Raw genomic sequence first — 16,597 nt, 5'->3', positions numbered from 1 at the left:
GTAGCCCGCTCGGATTGGCGGGGTTGGGTAGCATCGGGCCCTTGTCCAGCTACAGCAGCCAGCCGCAACCGCCAGCCTTCCAGGCTGCCAGGTGCCCCCCGATGACCGAACAGCGGCCCTTTCTCGACATTCACCAACTCCGCACGCGCGACCGGCCTCCGGTCGACCTGCAGGCGCAGCGCGGCGAGTGCATCTGCATCCTTGGAAAGTCCGGCTCGGGCAAGAGCGTGCTGCTGCGGCTGGTGGCCGATCTCGACCCCGGCGAGGGCACCGTGCGGCTCGACGGCGCCGACCGCAACAGCTGGCCGGGCCCCGAATGGCGCAAGCGCGTCGTCTACCAGGCGGCCGAGCCCGCATGGTGGGGCGCCACCGCCGCGGAGCACTTTCCAGCAGATGCACGCGAGCCGCTGCGAGGCTGGCTGCGTGACGTGGGGCTGGACGGCAACGTCCTGGACACGGACATCGCGCGCCTGTCCACCGGCGAGCGCCAGCGCCTTGCGCTGCTGCGTTCGCTGGCGCGCAAGCCGGCGGTGCTGCTGCTCGACGAACCCACCGCTTCACTCGACCACGCCACCACGCTCGCGGTCGAGGCGCTGCTGTCGCGCCAGTTGGCGGCGGGGCTGGCGATCCTGATGGTCACGCACTCGCAAGAGCAGGCGCAGCGCATCGCGCACCGCTGCTTCCACATGGCCGAAGGCCGGCTGCAACCCGCATGAGCACCATTCACCTCGATGCCACCGACCTGGTGCTGGCCACCTTGCTGGTGCTGCTCAACGCCGGCGCATCGCTGGCGCTGCATCTGCAGTTGCATCGGCAGGTGCTGTGGGCGGCGACGCGCATGGTGGTGCAGCTGTTGCTGGTCGGCCTGGTGCTGCGCTACGTCTTCGCGGCGGCCTCGCCGGCAGCGACGCTGACCATCGTGATCCTGATGATCCTCGCGGCGGCGCGCGAGGTGGCCGTGCGGCCCGCGCACCACCTGAAGGGGCGCGGCAACTTCCGCATCGGCGCGGCGGCGGTGGGTGTGTCCAGCGTTGCCACGGTGGTGCTGGCGCTGATGACCGCGATCCGGCCCGACCCCTGGTACGACCCGCGCTACGCCATTCCGCTCATGGGCATCGTGCTGGGCAGCGTGCTCAATTCGGCCAGCCTCGGGCTCGACAGCTTCTTCGAAGGCGTGACCACCGGACGTGCGCGCATCGAGGCACGGCTGGCGCTCGGCGACACCGTCCACCAGGCCATGGCGGAGCTCACGCGCTCGTCGATTCGCCGGGGGATGATCCCGATCATCAACCAGATGTCGGCGGCCGGCGTCATCACCTTGCCGGGCATCATGACCGGCCAGTTGCTGGCCGGCATGGACCCGATCGAGGCGGCGAAGTACCAGATCCTGCTGCTGTTCCTGCTGACGGGTGCGGGCGGGCTGGCCGGCGCCGGGGCGGTCTACATGGCCGCGCGTTCGATGACCGACGAACGCCAGCGCCTGCGCTTCGACCGGCTGGACTGAACCGCTGATTTGCTCACTCGGTTGCCTGTTCCTCAGCTGTAGGCCTCGACCGGGCCCCATTCCCGCGAGAGTTCCTCGCGGCCCTGCGCGGTGATGCCCGAGACCACCGCCAGCCGGTAGTCGCCGAAGCGCGCGCACAGGTCCAGCGGCGGATAGATGTCCGCCTCGAGCAACCCGACCGCCTTCAGGACCGCGATGGACCTGATGGCCTCGGGGTGCTTGACGCGCAAGGGAAATGGCGAGTGCTCGATCTCGAGCAGGTATTCGATAGGCATTTCGGTCGCATGCAGGCCTCGTGGGTTCTTGTGAAAAAACCTTCGGACCCGCGGGCGCCGCCTGGCGTGCGCCGCCACCGCGACGCGACGTGGGACATGGCTGTCGAACGCCGGGCCGGCTGAACGGTGGAACGGTGGAACGGCCTGAACACGGGCCGGGCAATGACCTAAAGTCAGCGGATGACCCGCACCCTGGACGCCTCCGCCGACTACGCCCGCTTCATCGTCGAACTCAAGGACCGCGTCGCGGCCGCGCGCCTGTCGGCGGCACGCTCGGTCAACCGCGAACTCATTGCGCTGTACTGGGACATCGGCAAGGCCATCGTCGGCAAGCAGCAGGCGCTGGGTTGGGGGCAGTCGGTGGTCGAGCAGATCGCGCGCGACCTGCGCGCCTCGTTTCCGGGGGCGCAGGGCTTTTCGGCGCGCAACGTGTGGGACATGCGCCGCCTCTACGAGGCGTACACGAGCCCGGAGGTTCTGCGGCAGCTTGTCGCAGAAAGCGGCAAGCCCGCGCCGCGGCGCCGCACGGGGCGGGAGCTTGCGGTGCCTTCTTCCTCTGCGGAAACGGGCGAAGGCGGTGACGGCCTCGAAGTTCTGCGACAAGCTGTCGCAGAAGTGCCGTGGGGCCACCACCTGCTGATCTTGAGCAAGCTGGAAGCGCCGGCGCCGCGGCTCTACTACCTGCGCGCCTGCGCCGCCTTCGGCTGGAGCCGCAACGTGCTGCTCAACCAGGTCAAGGCCGGGGCGTGGGAGCGCTCGCTGGCGGACGGAAAGACCCACAACTTTCCGCTGGCGTTGCCCGGGCACCTGGCCGAGCAGGCCGAAGAGGCGCTCAAGAGCAGCTACAACCTGGAGTTCCTGGGGATTCGACAGGCGGTGAAGGAGCGCGAACTCGAAGACCAGCTGATCGACAAGCTGCGCGATTTCATCCTCGAACTCGGCTACGGCTTCTGCTTCATCGGCCGGCAGCATCGGCTGACGCTGGGGCGCAACGAGTACTTCATCGACCTGCTGTTCTATCACCGCTTCCTGAAGTCGCTGGTGGCCATCGAACTGAAGATCGGCAAGTTCGAACCGGAGTACGCGGGCAAGATGGACTTCTACCTGAACCTGCTCAACGAGAAGGAGCGCGCGCCCGACGACGCGCCGTCGATCGGCATCATCCTGTGCGCCGAGAAGGACAACCTGGAGGTGGAGTTCGCGCTGAAGAGCAAATCGAACCCGATCGGCGTGGCCGAGTACCAGCTGCAGGACAAGCTGCCGGCCGAAATGAAAGGCAAGCTGCCCACGCCACGGCAACTGCAGGGCATCGTGCGCCCGGGGCTTCTGGCGCCACTTGCCAAGGTAGCCAAGCTAGCCAAGGCAGTCAGGTCACCGAAGGACTGACCGCTCGGCACGGCCACATGGCGCCTTCGCTCAGGCGCGCAGTGTTCGAAGCCTGGGAGCGCCGCTCGCCATCTGGCGAAGCAGCTCCAACTGGGCTTTTTCCTGCGCGTCGCGCAGGCTCTTCGCGGCACGGGCCGCGGCGTAGCTGGCAAAAAGTGCTTCGATCGCGCGGTGCCACGCCTGCATGGCCAGCCCCGATTCCGGCGGCTGGACCGGCGTCACGGGTGGTGCTGCGGGCGCGTCCGGCACCGCGAAGCCGTTCTTGCGAAGGATGGTGGCTTTCTGGTCGGATGTGAGCATGAAGAGGGCAATGCGATCTTCATGCCAGCTTCCGCCCTGGCCCTGGCCCTGGGGCCGCCGTCAACGCATCAGCTGCAGGAGAGCTTCATTGCCTCGATGCGTCCGCCGAAGCCCAGCTTGCGCACCAGGCCGCCTTCGCGGCTGTTGGCCGGGAAGCTCACGGTGCGGTCCTTGAACATGGCGTGTTCGTACACCTCGAGCTTGGCGCGCGGGCCGACGCTCACGCTGTCGATGTCGCGCTTGAGCTGCCGTGCGGTGCCCTTGTCCATGCTCTGCACCTGTGCCGGGCCGACCAGCGTGGCGACGTCGCCCTGGAAGTCGCGCTTCGAATAGAACTGCGCCCAGCAGCCCGAGGCCAGCGCCGGGTCCTGGATGCGCACCGGCACGAGCAGGATCGTGGGCTCGGGCTGGTTGTCGATCCCCGATACGGTGCTCGACGACGGCGCGTTGCTGGCGCATGCACCGAGTGCGACGGTGCCGGCGATCAGGAGGGAGCGGGAAAGCAAGGCGGTAAATTTCATGGATCCGTGCCGCGGGGCAAGCTGTGGTTTCGAAGCCCACGACCCTATCGGGGGGGCACCCACCGCAGGCGTAGGAGGATCACTCGAAGGGCCGTCGCCCGGGGCTGCGTGCGGTTTCCAGCTTGCGCGCGCGACGCGCGTTCAGACCACGTCGGCGGGCCCGACGATCACGCGGCTGTACTTGCCCATGGCCTCGGGGTCGACGCCCAGCCATCGCGCCACCTCGTCGACCGGCGTGCCGCGGCGCAGCTGCCGCAGCGCGAAGGTGTGCCGCAGCTTGAACGAGCCGCCTTCCGCGGCATCGAGCCCGGCCTCTTCGAACACCGCCTTGGCCGCCTTGTAGTGCGCTTCCTTGCTCCACGGCTTGCCGCTGAGGGTCGATGGAAACAGATGCTCCCCGAGGATGCGCACCTCCGTGCGGACCTGCAGCCAGTGCTGGAGCAGCTCGCCGGCCCATGGCGCGATCGGCGTTTCGCGTGGCGGCAGGTTGCCGTTGCCCGGCACCACCACCTTCCACGGCCGGTCGCGGATGCGCCCGCCCGCCGAGACCGGGGCAAGCAGGTTCAAGGCACGCACGTCGCCCGGCGCCAGGCCGCCGCCGAGCTGCAGCGCAACGGCCGAGCGGTTGCGCAGCTGCTGCCAGGTGAACGCGCGGTGGGCGTCGCGTCGCGGTGCGGACAGGCCAGGCCGCGGGCGCGCTTCCGAGAGGAACGTGATCAGCCGGCGGGCCTCGCCCACGGAGAGGAACTCGGGCAGCGGATCGGCCTGCGCGGCCTCCGCGTAGCGGATCTCCGGATGGGCCTGCAGCCAGTCGGCCGCCGCGGTGTTGGGCGGCAAGCCGGCCTCCGCCGCGTAGTGCCGCATGACCCTGTCGATGAGCCGAAGCAGGCGCAATGCATGGCGCGGCGAGAGCGACTGGTCGGCCGCCTTCATGCCGTAGCGCGCGGCCTGGAACGCCTCGAGGTCACTGGTGTTCAGCGTCTCCAGGTCGACCACCGGCGCCTGGCCCAGGCACCACGCGGCAAAGCTGCCCCACATGTCGCGGTAGACCGCCATCGACCCGCTTTGCCGCAACGCGCCCGAGGCCCGTTGGTCCGCAAGCCAGCGGTCGAAAGCCTTGCGATGGGTCTGGTCGGAGGGTGGGGCGAAGAGGGGAAGGGTGTCCATGACAAATACACTAACGGCCTGCGAGTGTATTTGCTGAAGGGAATTCCTGTCCAATAAGAAATGCTTGGCCGTTAGTGGATTTATGCAGCGGCCGTTCAACAGCGACGAATCAACGCTCCGCCCTGTGCGGCGTGCGCTGCGCCGGGTCGTAGAAGAAGGTCTCGGCCAGCAGCCGTTCGCCCTCCCAGTGCTGCCAGGCGACTTCCTCCATGTGGGTGGTGCTGCCGTCGAGCCATTCGAAATCGAACACCCAGCGGATCGCGACGTGGTCGCCATGCACCAGCGCCGGCCGCACGCAGCGCGAGGTCATCGAGCGGGCCTTGGCGTGGATCGCGTGCTCGCGCGCCATGGCCGCGCCGCGCCCGACGCGCGGTTCCGACTGGTTCTCGCGGACCGCGGCCTCAGGCGCATAGAACGCCTCGACCGCTTCGGCGTGGGCATTGGCTTCGACGAGCGAGATGAAGCGCTCGAGCGTTTCGGGTGTGGGCATGGAAGACCTTTTCCAGGAAGACGGGAGAGAAGGGAGGGGCAGGGAAGGGGAGCGGCGACTGTGCCGCTCGATGCGGCGCACGTCGATTACCTGCACGTCATGGCCGTGGCGACGCGCTGTTCTATGCTCCGCCGATGCACAACGACACCGGGAGCCCGGCCTTCCAACTGGGCGAACGGCTGCGCGGCTGGCGTGAGCGCCGGGGGCTGAGCCAGATGGCGCTGGCGCTGCAGGCCGAGGTGTCGACCCGGCACCTGAGCTTCGTGGAAACGGGCCGCGCCCAGCCCGGGCGAGACCTGATCCTGCGGCTCGCCGAAGAGCTCGAGATTCCGCTGCGCGAGCGCAATGTGCTGCTGGCTGCCGCAGGCTTCGCGCCGGTGTTCGAGTAGCGGCCTTTCGACGATCCGTATTTCGACCCGGTGCGCGCCATCATCGGCATCACGCTCGAGCGGCACCGGCCGTTTCCGGCCTTCGTCATCGACCGGCACTGGAACGTGGTGCGCACCAACGGCGGCGCGCCGGAACTCTACGAAGGCATCGATGCGTCGCTGCTCGAGGCGCCAACCAACGTGGTGCGGCTGATGCTGCATCCGCTGGGCATGGCACCGCGCGTGCAGCACCTGGCGGCATGGCGTTCGCACTTCATCGTGCAGATGCGCAGGCAGTTCGACCTGACGGCCGACCCTGGCCTGGGCTCGCTGTTGACGGAAGCGCTGGCCTGGCCCGGCGGCATGGCGCCCATCGACGAGTCGACCGGCGGGCCGGCCATGACGCTGGACATCGACACCCGCATCGGCCGGCTGTCGTTCATCAGCGCCATCACGGTGTTCGGCAGCCCCGTGGACGTGACCTTGCAGGAGATCGCGCTGGAGGTGATGCACCCGGCCAATGCGTTCACCGACGCGACAGTGAGGGCGGCTGCGGCGGCGCGTGCCGAAGTCAGGCCCGCGCGATAGCGATGGCCTCCACCTCGATCTCCACCCAGGCGCCATCCGGCAGGCTGCTCACCCCGACCGCGGTGCGCGCCGGTGGTCTCTGGCCGGCGAACGCCACGGCCAGCACGTTCGATGCGCCGTCGAGCACCGCGCTGTGTCGCGCGAACCCGGGCTCGGCGTTGATGAACCCGCGCACGCGAACGATCTGCTCGACCTTCGAGAGCCCGCCCGCCGCGTTCGCCAATGCCGACAGCGCGTTGAGCACCGCCACCTCCGCGGCGTGCGCGGCTTCGAGCACATCGTTGTCGTCGCGGCAACGTCCTGCCAGGGCGCGGCCGTCGATGCGGCAGGTCTGGCCGCTGATGTGCACCCAAAGCCTTCCGTCGCCGAGCGGCACGACGCACGCGGGCGCGTAGTTGCCTTTCGGTGTGGGCGCCGCGGGCAGCACCAGGCCCGCTGAACGCAGGCGCTCGAGCGGATCCTGCGCGCTCACAGCGCAGCCCATTCGACCTGCCCGCTGAGCCAGCAGCCGACGACTTCGCCATGCTCCCCGAAGCGCGCCTGCAGCTCGATGGCCGATGGGCTGCCCATGGCTTCGCCCTGGCGAACGGTCGTCACCACGGGTGCCGCCGGGGTGCCGACGGGCACGGCATCGGTTTCGCTGAGGTAACCCCACAGCGCGGCGGCCGCGATGCCTGTCGCCGCATCTTCCGGGTAGCCGGAGGAGCGAGGGAATTGACGGGCCGCGACCACCGTCGGGCCGTTGCCGCGCGTCTCCACCGCATAGGGATAGAGGCCCGTCGAATCGATGGCCGCGCATGTCGCCTCCACCTGGCCGAGCGCGGGCTTCAGTGCGTCGAGTGCCGCGATGTCCTGCATCAGCACCAGTGTCTTGACGCGGCTCGTGGCGGCGTTGACGACCGGGGCGTGCCATGCGCCCGACTGATCCGGACGCAGCACGCCGCAGACGCGTTTGCCCAGACGCTCATCGACAGGGGAGAGCCGGACCTTCGGCTGCGAGATCCAGACGCGCCCGCGCTGCGCGTCCCAACGCGCATCGACCACGCCGCTCAGGGTGCGCACCCGCGTCGTCGGCGTGGTCCATTCGCCCCATTCACGCAGGGCCCACAAGGTGCCCACGGTGGCGTGGCCGCACATTTCCATCTCGTGGTTGGGCACGAAGAAGCGGAATGTCCAGTCGATGCCGGGCTCGTTGGGCGCGAAGACGAAGGCCGATTCGTGCCCGTGGCGGCGGGCCACGCCCTGCATGTCGGAGGCTGACATGCCTGCGGCATTTCTCACCAGGGGCACAGGATTGCCGCCGTTCGGTCCGTTGACGAAGACGCGGATGCCCGTGACTTCGCCGTGTTGCTGAGTGGCCATGTTCATGTCGGTCATCAGTCTGCCGTTGCACCCGCTGCCTGGGCAATGCCGCGCCAGTACGGCGCGTCGCGCGCCACGGCGCTTTGCATGGCCGCGGAGGTGCCTGGCGTTGCGTTCACGCCCTTGGCCGCGAGGTCGGCCGCAATCGCCCTGTCGCTCAGCACCGCGCTCAATGCGCGGTTGAACTTCTCCACGATGCGCGGCGGCGTGTCCTTGGGGAATGCGAAGCCGTACCAGAGCGACTGGTCGAATCCGGCAACGCCCGCTTGCGCGAAAGTCGGCACGCCGGGGAGCAGGGCGTTCGGCGCCGTCGTTGCGATCGCCACGAGCTTTCGGCTGTGGATGTAGGGCACCAGGCCGACCGGGTTGTCGAACATGAACTGCACCTGGCCGCCGATCAGGTCGGTGTACGCAGGGGCCGCGCCGCGATAGGGCACGTGCACCAATGGCGCCTTTGCGACATCCTTGAACTTCTCGCCCAGCAGATGCGACACGGTGCCGGCACCGACCGAGGCGAAGCTGGCGCCTTCGGAGCGCGCGCGCAAGGCAGCGACGAAGGTCTTGAGGTCGGTCGCCTTCAGTTCGGGGTTGGCCACCAGCACGTAGGGCGAGGTGCCGATGAAGCCGCCGTAGGCGAAATCCTTGACCGGGTCATAGGACAGCTTCTTGTAGACGCCCGTGCTGACGGCGTGCGTGCTCGTGGTCGCAATGCCGACCGTGTAGCCGTCAGGCGCGGCCCGCGCGACCATGCCGGAGCCGATCGTTCCGCCGGCACCGCCGCGGTTGTCGATCACCAGTTGCTGGCCGAGCGCCTTCTGCAGCGCCACCTGCACCGAGCGCACGACGAGGTCGGTGCCGCCGCCGGCGGGGAAGGGCACGATCACGGTGATCGGCTTGGTGGGCCATTCCTGCGCGAAGGCGGGGAACGCGGAAATGGCCGACAGGGCCGACATGGCAATCGCCAGCGGTGCGATGTAGCGCGTGGCGCGCCGAGGATGTCCAAGCATGAATCAGCTCCAGGGGTGTGTGGGCCGATGCTAGGAAGACGCGGCATCGGGCACGAACCCGGAGGCGACGAAAGCCGATCCAGGATGCGACAGGCGGCGTCAGTGCGCGACCGCGCGCAGCAGCCGGCCGAGATGCCCGCTGCTCGCGAAGCCCAATTGCAGGCTGGTCTGCGCCAACGTTTGCCCTTGCGCCATCAACTCGCGTGCGCGGCTGGCCAGCATGCGGCGCCGAATGTCGATGGGCGACGCGCCGAACTCCTGCAGGCACGCGCGCTGCAGTTGCCGCTGCGACACGCCCAGTTCGCAGGCAACCGCATCGACCAGCGGCACCTGCTGGTCCCACTCGAGCGCGAGGCCGAAGCGGCTCACCATCTTCTGTCCGAGCGACGGCGGCGTGGCCTCAGGCAGCAGCGGCAAGCTGCGGCCCACGGCGATCTGCATCACGATGGCGTCGACCAGCGGCTCGGCGCTGCGCGGATCGAGCGCGGCGGACACCAGCGCATCGAGCATGGCGAGCGTTGCGCCGTCCAGCCGGAAGGCGCCGAAGCTGCCGCGACCCTTGAGGACTTCGGGTGCGAGATAGAGCTCGCCATGGCGTTGCTTCTGCGTGCTGGCCTTGGTGTTGTGCGCGGTTGCGGTGGGCAGCAGGATGGCTGTCGAGCGGGACAGCTGAACGGAACCGGCCTGGCCGGGGTTCTCGCCGGCATGGCCGTTGACCCATGCGGTTTTCAGGCTCCCGGTCTGCGGCCACAGCAGCATCGCGCAGTCGTGCATGTGCCAGTCACGCTGGTAATGCGGCTGGCCGCTGCAGCGCAAATCGAAACCGCGAGGCGCGGTCAGGGCGAGCTTGGGGGAAAGATAGGCATGTGGCGTCACGGAGCAGCCTCCTGGGGCAAGCGCGAAAGGCTTGCCTCCGCAATTATCGGACCGGGCTGTGGTCGGTTGTTAACTACACAAGGTTCGTTATGTTAACTTACTTGCGCTTTGATCTGCCCCTTCATCCTTGCCCGTCCATGTTCAGAAATCTGTTCGCGGATCTATCAGGAAGTGAGCAGACACGAAGTTCAATACTTTTCGGCCTTTTTCAAGCGTGAACTGATCTGGCTCATCCCTCTTGCTCCTTTGCAGGCTTCGGCCCCTCATGCAAGAAACGTGCTCTTGATCAGACCTTCCCTAAGTGCCTCACACCGGACGGAACAATGGCGGCGACGCCATCGCGAAGCTCCAGGTAGATGTCGGCCTACTTGGCGCTCACCCCCTTCGCATCCGCTCGCAGCCCCGTCAGGCCTCGCCCTTCAGGTGAAGAATGATCGTGTCCAACGTGCGCTCCAAACCTCGCACATCGCTTTGGCTCAATTCGCTCGTCATGGCATCCTGGCGCTGTCGTGCAAGCTTTACCACCGCACGATACGTATTGCGGCCGGACGCGGTGAGGCTGTTGATCTGGCGCCGGCCGTCTTGCTCGTCGCGCGAGCGTCCGACCCGGTCATTGCGCCGAAGACGGTCCAGCGCGCGGCTCACGGTCATTGCGTCGAGCCCTGTGAGCTCCGACACCTCGATGTTCGACAGCCCGCCGCGCGCGTGCAGCGCGACCATGGCGCGCCACTCAGGCAGAGTCAGGTCGCGCTCGGGGCCAATCGACTCGTTGAATGGACGGGCCAGAAGGCTGGACGCCACCATTAGCTTGAAGATGGGCGAGTCGAAGAAGTCGGTTTCGGGCGCGGCGACGGGGCTGGGTTCGGTGGCGTTGCGTGTCATGCGTTGCGGATGATAGCCAGCCGCGTCACGACCCCATGCCAAGGCTACAACTCTGGCCACCATCCACCGGCAGGCATACGCCGTTGATGAAGGCCGCTTCGTCCGAGGCCAGGAACACCGCGGCGTTCGCAATGTCCCAGGCTGTACCCATCTTGCCCGTGGGAACGGCGCGGTTGCGCGCGGCACGCATTTCCTCCACGGAGGCGTACTGGCCCGAGATCTCGCGGTAGATGAGCGGTGTGTCGATGGCGCCGGGCAGGATCGCGTTGGCACGGATCCCCTGGCGGGCGTACTGCAGCGCAAGCGCCACTGTGGCCTGGTTGACCGCCGCCTTGGCAGCGTAATAGGCGAAGTACGGATACCCGCCCCAGCGGATGGCAGCCAGTGAAGAGATGTTGATGATCGCCCCTACCCCCTGCTGCAGCATGTGCGGGATCACGGCGCGCGTGGTGCGATAGACGCTGCCCACGTTAATGTCAAGCGAGCGGTTCCACGTTGCCTCGTCCAGATCGGGCGGACCGCCCATCACGGTGATACCGACATTGTTGTGCAGAATGTCGATCCGCCCGAAGGCGGCCAGTGCGCGTTCGACCGAAGCGTCGACCGAGGCGGTATCGGTCACGTCCGCGTGCAGGGCAATAGCCTGCTGCCCCTCGCCTTCGATGATGCCGGCCGTTTCCTGCGCCGCTTCGCCCGACATGTCGATCGCCACCACCCTGGCGCCTTCCCGCGCGTAAGCCACCGCCGCGGCCTTTCCATTGCCCCAGCCCGGGCCCGACGAACCTGCGCCGAACACCAAGGCCACCTTGTCTTGAAGACGTCCCATCGTCACTCCTGAAATCGAGATAAAAAAGCGGACGGCATGGCTCAGCGCGCCTGCGGCAGAAAGCCAATGGAGAACCACGGGAAGATCGCCACAACGACAAGCCCGATCACCAGCGCCACGAGATAACCCACGATGGGCCGCACGCCCTCCTCCGGGTTCACCTGGCCGATGGCGCAGGCCGTGTAGTAGCCGATGCCCAGCGGCGGTGCGAACAGGCCGATGCCCATCGCAAGAATTGCGACCATGGCGTAGTGCACGTCGTGGATGCCCAGCGTGCGCGCAATGGGAAACAGCAGCGGCCCGAACAGCACGATGGCCGGAATGCCCTCGAGCACGCTGCCCAGTACGATGAACACGGCGATCGACACGATCATGAAACCCACCGCGCCGCCGGGCAGATGGCTCATGAACTGAGTGAGGTCGCGTGCAAAGCCCGACTGCGTCAGCGCCCAGGCCATGGCCGTGGCCGTGCCGATGATGAGGATGATGGCGCCCGTGAGGGAGGCTGTGTCCACCAGCATCGAGCCGAGCCGGCGCCAATCGAACTGCCGGTAGACCAGCGCGCCGACCACCACCGTGTAGAGGATGCCGATGGTCGATACCTCAGTGGCCGTGGCCACGCCCTCCACCACCGCTGCGCGGATGATGAAGGGCAGTGCGATGGCTGGCGCCGCGATGACGAACGACCGAGCGACGCGGCCCACCGTGGTGCGTTGCACTCCGCTGAGATCTTCGCCGCGGGCGCGCCACCAAGCGACGGCGCCCAGCGCCAGCGCCATGACGATGGCTGGCACCAGCCCGCCCGCGAACAGCGCCGAGATCGACACGCCCGCCGTTGCGCCCACCGTGATGAGTACCAAGCTCGGCGGAATGGTCTCAGACATCGCGCCAGAGGCCGACAGCAGTGCGGCCAATTCACCCGGCTTGGCGCCGCGCCGCTTCATCTCGGGAAACAGGGAAGGTGCAATGGCCGCCATGTCCGCCGCCTTCGAGCCCGATATGCCCGAAACAAGCACCATCGCGCCGAGCAGTACATAAGACATGCCACCACGCACGCGCCCCAGCAGGCCGGCGAGCGCATCCAGCATCGCACGCGCCATGCCGGTCATCTCGAGCAGCAGGCCCAGGAAGATGAACAGCGGCGCGGACAGCAGGATCAGATGCGACATGCCTTCGTCCATGCGTCCCACCACGATGCTCACCGGTGTACGCGTGGCGAAGGCCACGTAGGCCACCGTGGCCACACCGAACGCGAAGGCGATGGGCACGCCGCAGAGAATCAGCGTGGCCAGCCCGAAACCGAAGAACACCAACAGGTTCCAGTTGCCGAGGCTTTTGAGCACCGGCTGCAGGAAAAAGAGTGCTGCGCTCAACGCAACGCACCCCGCAGCAATGACCAGCATAGCGCGCATGTCGCGCGACTTTGCAAGTTGCATCAGCACCGCAAGAATGATCAGGCCCAGCCCCGCTGGGATGGCCGCCGCGCGCCACGCCGACGAAATTCCAAGTGCAGGCGTCATGACGACCGCTTCGTCTGCTGCGTAGTCCCAGCCCGCGTGCAACAGCACGCCAGCCAGCACGAGCGACACGACGGCCGCTAGCATGTCGAGCCACACGCGCTTGCGCTCGCCGGCGCGCGCAACCAGCGACGTCATGCGCATGTGCGCCCCGCGCCGCATCGCGATGACTGCGCCAAACATGGCCAGCCACAGGAACAGGATCGACGCGAGTTCGTCGTTCCATGTGATCGGCGAATGCAGCGCATAGCGCGCGATCACGCCAGCGCTCAGCAGCGCGATCTCCGCAAGCACCAGCAGAGCGGCCAGCACCTCGACGACGCTGCCCAGAGCGCGGTCGAGGCGCGTGACCACAACGCGCAACGGCGCTGCAGCGACGGCGGATGCGGCCGCTTCAGGGGACGGCATGGACGCGTGCATGGTTCACCCCATGGCGCCGACGGCGGCTTCGAGCGTGTCCCACGCTTCCTTGCCGAGCTTGCTTTTCCACTCCGCATAGAAACCGTTCTTGCGCAGCCGGTCGCGGAAAGCCTCCTTGTCGACCTCGTTGAATCTGAGTCCCAGCTTTTCAAGGTCGGCGCGCGAGCTCATCCCCAACCGTTCGACGTCGCCGCGTTGCGCTACCGCCGCGGCGTCGAGGTTGCGCTGCACGATCTCCCGGATGTCCTTTGGCAATTTCTCGAAGATGCGCTTGTTGGCAAGCATCCAGTAGCCGTCCCACATGTGGTTGCTGAGCGCGCAGTACTTCTGCACTTCGTTGAGCTTGGTGAACTGGATGCCCACGAGGCTGTTTTCCTGCCCGTCGACGATGCCGGTCTGCAGCGCGGAATACAGTTCGGGCGGTGCGATGCCGGTGGGCGCGGCGTCCAGCGCCTTGAACATGGACGTCCACAGAGGGCTGATCGGCACGCGCATCTTCATGCCCTTCAGGTCGTCGACAGATCTGATGGGCCTGGTCGAACTCGTCATCTGGCGAAAGCCGTTGTCCCAGGCCTTGGGCATGGCCATCAGGTTGGCCTTTGCGAGCTCCCCACGCACATAGCCGCCGAGCTTGCCGTCAATGGCCTGCCACACGCTTGCATAGTCCTTGAACGCAAAGCCCATTCCAGTGATGGCGGCGGTGGGCACGAGCGTCGAGGCCACCAGGCCCGACATCGTCAGGAAATCGATGCCGCCCGCACGCAACTGGCTCAGCAGGTCGGCGTCGGCACCGAGCTGGTTGCTCGGGAAGATCAAGAGTTCGACGCGGCCTGCGCTGTCCTTGGCGATCTTGTCCGCGGCCTCCTTGGCGCGAACGTTCATCGGGTGGGTGGGCGGCAGGTTGTTTGCGAACTTGAACTGGAACTCCGCCGCGGCAAAGGCCGATGTCGACACACCCGCCGCACCGATCGCGACAGCGCCCGATGCAACGAGAAGGCGGCGCCGCGTGAGCGGCAATGGGGAACGGAATGCATTCATCGATGTCTCCTGTCAGGGTTTCTTGTGACTTGCCGAAATGATAACGATCGTTATGATCTATTCAAGCTGAAGTTTCACGATTCCACGTAAACCCCTAGGAGACATACCCCATGCAAGCAGTGCTCGACCCCATCATCGAAACCGACGCGAGCGTCTTCGTCCAGGAAAAGGAAGCCATGCGCTGGGTGGATGCTTCGCGCCCCGGACTGCGCTTGGCACCAGTACATGAAGACCGCAGGACGGGCCGCTTCCTCGGCCTGCTGGGGTTCGACACCATGGCTTCGTCGGGCCTTCATCATCACATCGACATCGCCTTCAGCTACATGCTCAGCGGCGGCCTCACCGACTACGCGGGGACCACGGTCGGCGGACAGATGGGCATCAACATGCCTGGCGCAACGCACGACGCCATCGCCTACCTGCCTACGCTGATGGCGTCACGGCTGGACGGCCCTATCCTCTATTCACCCGAGGCCAACCATGCCGACGCACCGCACCTTCACGCGGGTGCACGTGTGCAGAACTTCGAAAACCCGCGGCCCGAGGAGTCGCCAGACGTGAGCATCTTCGTGGAGCGGTTGCCGGCGCACGCCACGTCGGTGGCAGGTCTGTCTCGACGGCTCATCTGCGACTACAAAGGAACGCCGCAAGACTATCGCAACACCGCTCTCACGCTGATCCCGCAAACGCGCGTGCCAGTGTTCATCACTCGCGCACCGGTTGAGATCTTCATGATCGGAGGCGGCATGAAAGTAAACGGACAGCTCGTGCTCGGCGGCGGCTTCTGCATGATCGAAGCAGGTGCGCAGGTGCGCATGTCGAGCGGCTTCGGTGCCTTCTTCCTTGCGTGGTCGGAAGCGCCGATCGAATGGCTTGATGGCGAGCGCGCGGACCTGTTCGGCTTTTGAAGGTGATGACTATGGACGGGAAAGTGGCGCTCATCACAGGCGCGGCCGTGGGCATCGGCGCCGCCATCGCGCAAAGTCTGGCGCATGACGGCCACGCGGTCGTCGTGGCGGACATCGACGCGGCGGCGGCGGATGAAACCGCGCGGCGCCTGTCGGCTGAAGGCTTCGACGCCTGGCCGCTCGCCATGGACGTCGGAAATGCGGACGCGGTGGCAGCGGGTTTCGCTGCAGTCAGAGAGAAGTACGGCCGCTGCGATGTACTCGTTAACAACGCCGGCATCGCGAAGACCTATGCCTTCCTCGACTACCCGATGGACCACTGGGACAAAGTGATGGCCGTCAACGTGACAGGTCCCCTGATCTGCGCGCAGCATGCGGCGCGGTTGATGCGCGCGCGCGGTTGGGGCCGCATCGTCAACATGACGTCGGTATCCGGAATGCGGGCGAGCGCCGGGCGCACGGCTTACGGCACATCCAAGGCGGCGCTCATCGGGCTGACCCGTCAGATGGCCATCGAACTCGCGCCTTTCGGCATCACGGCCAACGGTGTATCGCCGGGCCCAATCGATACACCGCTCACGCTGGCGCATCACTCACAGGCCACTCGAGCGAACTATGCACGCTCGATACCGAGTGCTCGATACGGCACGACCTACGAGGTGGCTGGTGCTGTGAGCTATCTCGTTTCGGATCGCGCCGCGTTCGTAACCGGACACATCCTGCCCGTGGATGGCGGATTTATGGCTGCGGGCTTGCTTGAAATTTAAGGGCTTTGATCGGGTCGAAAAGCTCTTTCAGGATGAGCGCAGGTGTTATCCAGCGGCCCTTTGCAGTCGCTCATTGCCATTGGTCTTCCAATGGGCTGCTCGGCCCGACACTGTCGGACATCGCCGGGCATCCGCGGTGCAACCGCGTCATAGGCCGTCCTCGTGGGGGCAATATGCGCCGAACCCATCGCCATTGCCATCCGCCGTTCGATGCTCGCGGAGCATTGCGGAGAACTTGGCCTTGGCAACACGCCTCTCTGTTGTCCTCACGCCGTGCATTGCCGACGGGAGGCCGGACCTCGTACCACTGTGACAAACTGGGCGCCCCTCCCGGAGCGCCCACGTTGACCCGCCGCATCGATCCCTACAGTGTCCGCCTGTTCGTCGCCGCCGCA

General features: G+C 66.7%; 20 protein-coding genes. 7 read left to right on the top strand and 13 right to left on the bottom strand.

Features of this window, described 5'->3' with window-relative positions; genetic code table 11:
* Positions 1-101: 101 nt before the first annotated feature.
* Together BM004_RS35980 and fetB are read left to right on the top strand one after the other, a co-directional pair.
* The gene (locus BM004_RS35980; protein WP_093220931.1) at positions 102-716 is read left to right on the top strand and encodes an ABC transporter ATP-binding protein; all 615 of its coding nucleotides are present in this window, start codon (positions 102-104) and stop codon (positions 714-716) included.
* Positions 713-1,504: an ABC transporter permease gene (gene fetB / locus BM004_RS35975; protein ID WP_093220929.1), complete on the top strand. Its 792-nt coding sequence runs from the start codon at positions 713-715 to the stop codon at positions 1,502-1,504. The genes BM004_RS35980 and fetB overlap by 4 nt, the downstream gene beginning before the upstream one ends.
* Before the next feature lie 32 nt (positions 1,505-1,536).
* Here the strand turns inward: fetB and BM004_RS35970 are convergent, their stop codons facing one another.
* Positions 1,537-1,779 carry a hypothetical protein gene (locus tag BM004_RS35970; RefSeq protein ID WP_093220926.1) on the bottom strand — a complete coding sequence of 81 codons (243 nt, stop codon included), beginning with the start codon at positions 1,777-1,779 and terminating at the stop codon, positions 1,537-1,539.
* Positions 1,780-1,959: 180 nt separating this feature from the next.
* Here BM004_RS35970 and BM004_RS35965 point away from each other — a divergent pair, with 180 nt between their 5' ends.
* The gene (locus tag BM004_RS35965; RefSeq protein WP_093220924.1) at positions 1,960-3,165 is read left to right on the top strand and encodes a PDDEXK nuclease domain-containing protein; all 1,206 of its coding nucleotides are present in this window, start codon (positions 1,960-1,962) and stop codon (positions 3,163-3,165) included.
* Positions 3,166-3,195: 30 nt separating this feature from the next.
* On the opposite strand, the gene BM004_RS35960 is transcribed toward BM004_RS35965, so the two are convergent.
* The 4 genes from BM004_RS35960 to BM004_RS35945 all read right to left on the bottom strand — a co-directional run bounded on the left by BM004_RS35960 (position 3,196) and on the right by BM004_RS35945 (position 5,643).
* A complete protein-coding gene (locus tag BM004_RS35960) occupies positions 3,196-3,465 on the bottom strand; it encodes a hypothetical protein (protein ID WP_093220922.1) in 270 nt (89 codons plus the stop codon).
* 68 nt (positions 3,466-3,533) lie between these two features.
* Positions 3,534-3,971, bottom strand: a complete 438-nt coding sequence (locus BM004_RS35955) for a hypothetical protein (protein WP_256220213.1) — start codon at positions 3,969-3,971, stop codon at positions 3,534-3,536.
* Positions 3,972-4,127: 156 nt separating this feature from the next.
* Entirely contained in the window at positions 4,128-5,153 is a 1,026-nt protein-coding gene (locus BM004_RS35950; RefSeq protein ID WP_093220917.1) for a tyrosine-type recombinase/integrase, read from the bottom strand.
* A gap of 109 nt (positions 5,154-5,262) precedes the next feature.
* Positions 5,263-5,643 carry a polyketide cyclase gene (locus BM004_RS35945; protein WP_093220914.1) on the bottom strand — a complete coding sequence of 127 codons (381 nt, stop codon included), beginning with the start codon at positions 5,641-5,643 and terminating at the stop codon, positions 5,263-5,265.
* A 134-nt stretch (positions 5,644-5,777) separates the two neighbouring features.
* Here BM004_RS35945 and BM004_RS42205 point away from each other — a divergent pair, with 134 nt between their 5' ends.
* Positions 5,778-6,032 carry a helix-turn-helix domain-containing protein gene (locus BM004_RS42205; RefSeq protein WP_256220212.1) on the top strand — a complete coding sequence of 85 codons (255 nt, stop codon included), beginning with the start codon at positions 5,778-5,780 and terminating at the stop codon, positions 6,030-6,032.
* A gap of 30 nt (positions 6,033-6,062) precedes the next feature.
* A complete protein-coding gene (locus tag BM004_RS35940; protein WP_256220211.1) occupies positions 6,063-6,599 on the top strand; it encodes an MmyB family transcriptional regulator in 537 nt (178 codons plus the stop codon).
* Here BM004_RS35940 and BM004_RS35935 read toward each other — a convergent pair.
* The 8 genes from BM004_RS35935 to BM004_RS35900 all read right to left on the bottom strand — a co-directional run bounded on the left by BM004_RS35935 (position 6,583) and on the right by BM004_RS35900 (position 14,527).
* The gene (locus BM004_RS35935; protein ID WP_256220210.1) at positions 6,583-7,071 is read right to left on the bottom strand and encodes a RidA family protein; all 489 of its coding nucleotides are present in this window, start codon (positions 7,069-7,071) and stop codon (positions 6,583-6,585) included. The two genes, BM004_RS35940 and BM004_RS35935, sit on opposite strands and share 17 nt — an antisense overlap.
* The gene (locus tag BM004_RS35930; protein ID WP_093220909.1) at positions 7,068-7,976 is read right to left on the bottom strand and encodes a PhzF family phenazine biosynthesis protein; all 909 of its coding nucleotides are present in this window, start codon (positions 7,974-7,976) and stop codon (positions 7,068-7,070) included. The genes BM004_RS35935 and BM004_RS35930 overlap by 4 nt, the downstream gene beginning before the upstream one ends.
* Complete coding sequence (locus BM004_RS35925) at positions 7,976-8,968, bottom strand: Bug family tripartite tricarboxylate transporter substrate binding protein (protein WP_256220209.1); 993 nt, start codon at positions 8,966-8,968, stop codon at positions 7,976-7,978. Before BM004_RS35925 ends, BM004_RS35930 begins: the two co-directional genes overlap by 1 nt.
* A 99-nt stretch (positions 8,969-9,067) precedes the next feature.
* Entirely contained in the window at positions 9,068-9,844 is a 777-nt protein-coding gene (locus BM004_RS35920) for a helix-turn-helix domain-containing protein (RefSeq protein WP_093135337.1), read from the bottom strand.
* A 405-nt stretch (positions 9,845-10,249) separates the two neighbouring features.
* A complete protein-coding gene (locus BM004_RS35915) occupies positions 10,250-10,726 on the bottom strand; it encodes a MarR family winged helix-turn-helix transcriptional regulator (RefSeq protein ID WP_177206725.1) in 477 nt (158 codons plus the stop codon).
* A gap of 25 nt (positions 10,727-10,751) precedes the next feature.
* Positions 10,752-11,552 carry an SDR family NAD(P)-dependent oxidoreductase gene (locus tag BM004_RS35910; protein ID WP_093220904.1) on the bottom strand — a complete coding sequence of 267 codons (801 nt, stop codon included), beginning with the start codon at positions 11,550-11,552 and terminating at the stop codon, positions 10,752-10,754.
* A gap of 41 nt (positions 11,553-11,593) precedes the next feature.
* On the bottom strand, positions 11,594-13,477 hold the full coding sequence (locus tag BM004_RS35905) for a TRAP transporter large permease (protein WP_256220208.1): 1,884 nt from the start codon (positions 13,475-13,477) through the stop codon (positions 11,594-11,596).
* Between the two features lie 15 nt (positions 13,478-13,492).
* The gene (locus BM004_RS35900) at positions 13,493-14,527 is read right to left on the bottom strand and encodes a TRAP transporter substrate-binding protein (RefSeq protein ID WP_218152770.1); all 1,035 of its coding nucleotides are present in this window, start codon (positions 14,525-14,527) and stop codon (positions 13,493-13,495) included.
* 110 nt (positions 14,528-14,637) lie between these two features.
* Here BM004_RS35900 and BM004_RS35895 point away from each other — a divergent pair, with 110 nt between their 5' ends.
* On the top strand, positions 14,638-15,435 hold the full coding sequence (locus tag BM004_RS35895) for a cupin domain-containing protein (protein ID WP_093220896.1): 798 nt from the start codon (positions 14,638-14,640) through the stop codon (positions 15,433-15,435).
* A gap of 11 nt (positions 15,436-15,446) precedes the next feature.
* Positions 15,447-16,202, top strand: a complete 756-nt coding sequence (locus BM004_RS35890; RefSeq protein ID WP_093135387.1) for an SDR family NAD(P)-dependent oxidoreductase — start codon at positions 15,447-15,449, stop codon at positions 16,200-16,202.
* Positions 16,203-16,597: the final 395 nt, after the last annotated feature.

It is taken from the genome of Variovorax sp. OK212, assembly GCF_900112425.1.
Lineage (GTDB): Bacteria > Pseudomonadota > Gammaproteobacteria > Burkholderiales > Burkholderiaceae_C > Variovorax.
Note: the sequence above shows the minus strand (reverse complement) of the source record. Positions and strands in the feature narration are given on the sequence as shown.

Bases quoted from the DNA above. Each gene is read 5' to 3' on its own strand.
- BM004_RS35900 (WP_218152770.1), bottom strand. From the start codon at position 14,527: ATGAATGCATTCCGTTCCCCATTGCCGCTCACGCGGCGCCGCCTTCTC.
- BM004_RS35895 (WP_093220896.1), top strand. From the start codon at position 14,638: ATGCAAGCAGTGCTCGACCCCATCATCGAAACCGACGCGAGCGTCTTC.
- fetB (WP_093220929.1), top strand. From the start codon at position 713: ATGAGCACCATTCACCTCGATGCCACCGACCTGGTGCTGGCCACCTTG.
- BM004_RS35915 (WP_177206725.1), bottom strand. From the start codon at position 10,726: ATGACACGCAACGCCACCGAACCCAGCCCCGTCGCCGCGCCCGAAACC.
- BM004_RS35980 (WP_093220931.1), top strand. From the start codon at position 102: ATGACCGAACAGCGGCCCTTTCTCGACATTCACCAACTCCGCACGCGC.
- BM004_RS35960 (WP_093220922.1), bottom strand. From the start codon at position 3,465: ATGCTCACATCCGACCAGAAAGCCACCATCCTTCGCAAGAACGGCTTC.
- BM004_RS35925 (WP_256220209.1), bottom strand. From the start codon at position 8,968: ATGCTTGGACATCCTCGGCGCGCCACGCGCTACATCGCACCGCTGGCG.
- BM004_RS35930 (WP_093220909.1), bottom strand. From the start codon at position 7,976: ATGACCGACATGAACATGGCCACTCAGCAACACGGCGAAGTCACGGGC.
- BM004_RS35945 (WP_093220914.1), bottom strand. From the start codon at position 5,643: ATGCCCACACCCGAAACGCTCGAGCGCTTCATCTCGCTCGTCGAAGCC.
- BM004_RS35905 (WP_256220208.1), bottom strand. From the start codon at position 13,477: ATGCCGTCCCCTGAAGCGGCCGCATCCGCCGTCGCTGCAGCGCCGTTG.
- BM004_RS35910 (WP_093220904.1), bottom strand. From the start codon at position 11,552: ATGGGACGTCTTCAAGACAAGGTGGCCTTGGTGTTCGGCGCAGGTTCG.
- BM004_RS35890 (WP_093135387.1), top strand. From the start codon at position 15,447: ATGGACGGGAAAGTGGCGCTCATCACAGGCGCGGCCGTGGGCATCGGC.
- BM004_RS42205 (WP_256220212.1), top strand. From the start codon at position 5,778: ATGCACAACGACACCGGGAGCCCGGCCTTCCAACTGGGCGAACGGCTG.
- BM004_RS35950 (WP_093220917.1), bottom strand. From the start codon at position 5,153: ATGGACACCCTTCCCCTCTTCGCCCCACCCTCCGACCAGACCCATCGC.
- BM004_RS35965 (WP_093220924.1), top strand. From the start codon at position 1,960: ATGACCCGCACCCTGGACGCCTCCGCCGACTACGCCCGCTTCATCGTC.
- BM004_RS35970 (WP_093220926.1), bottom strand. From the start codon at position 1,779: ATGCCTATCGAATACCTGCTCGAGATCGAGCACTCGCCATTTCCCTTG.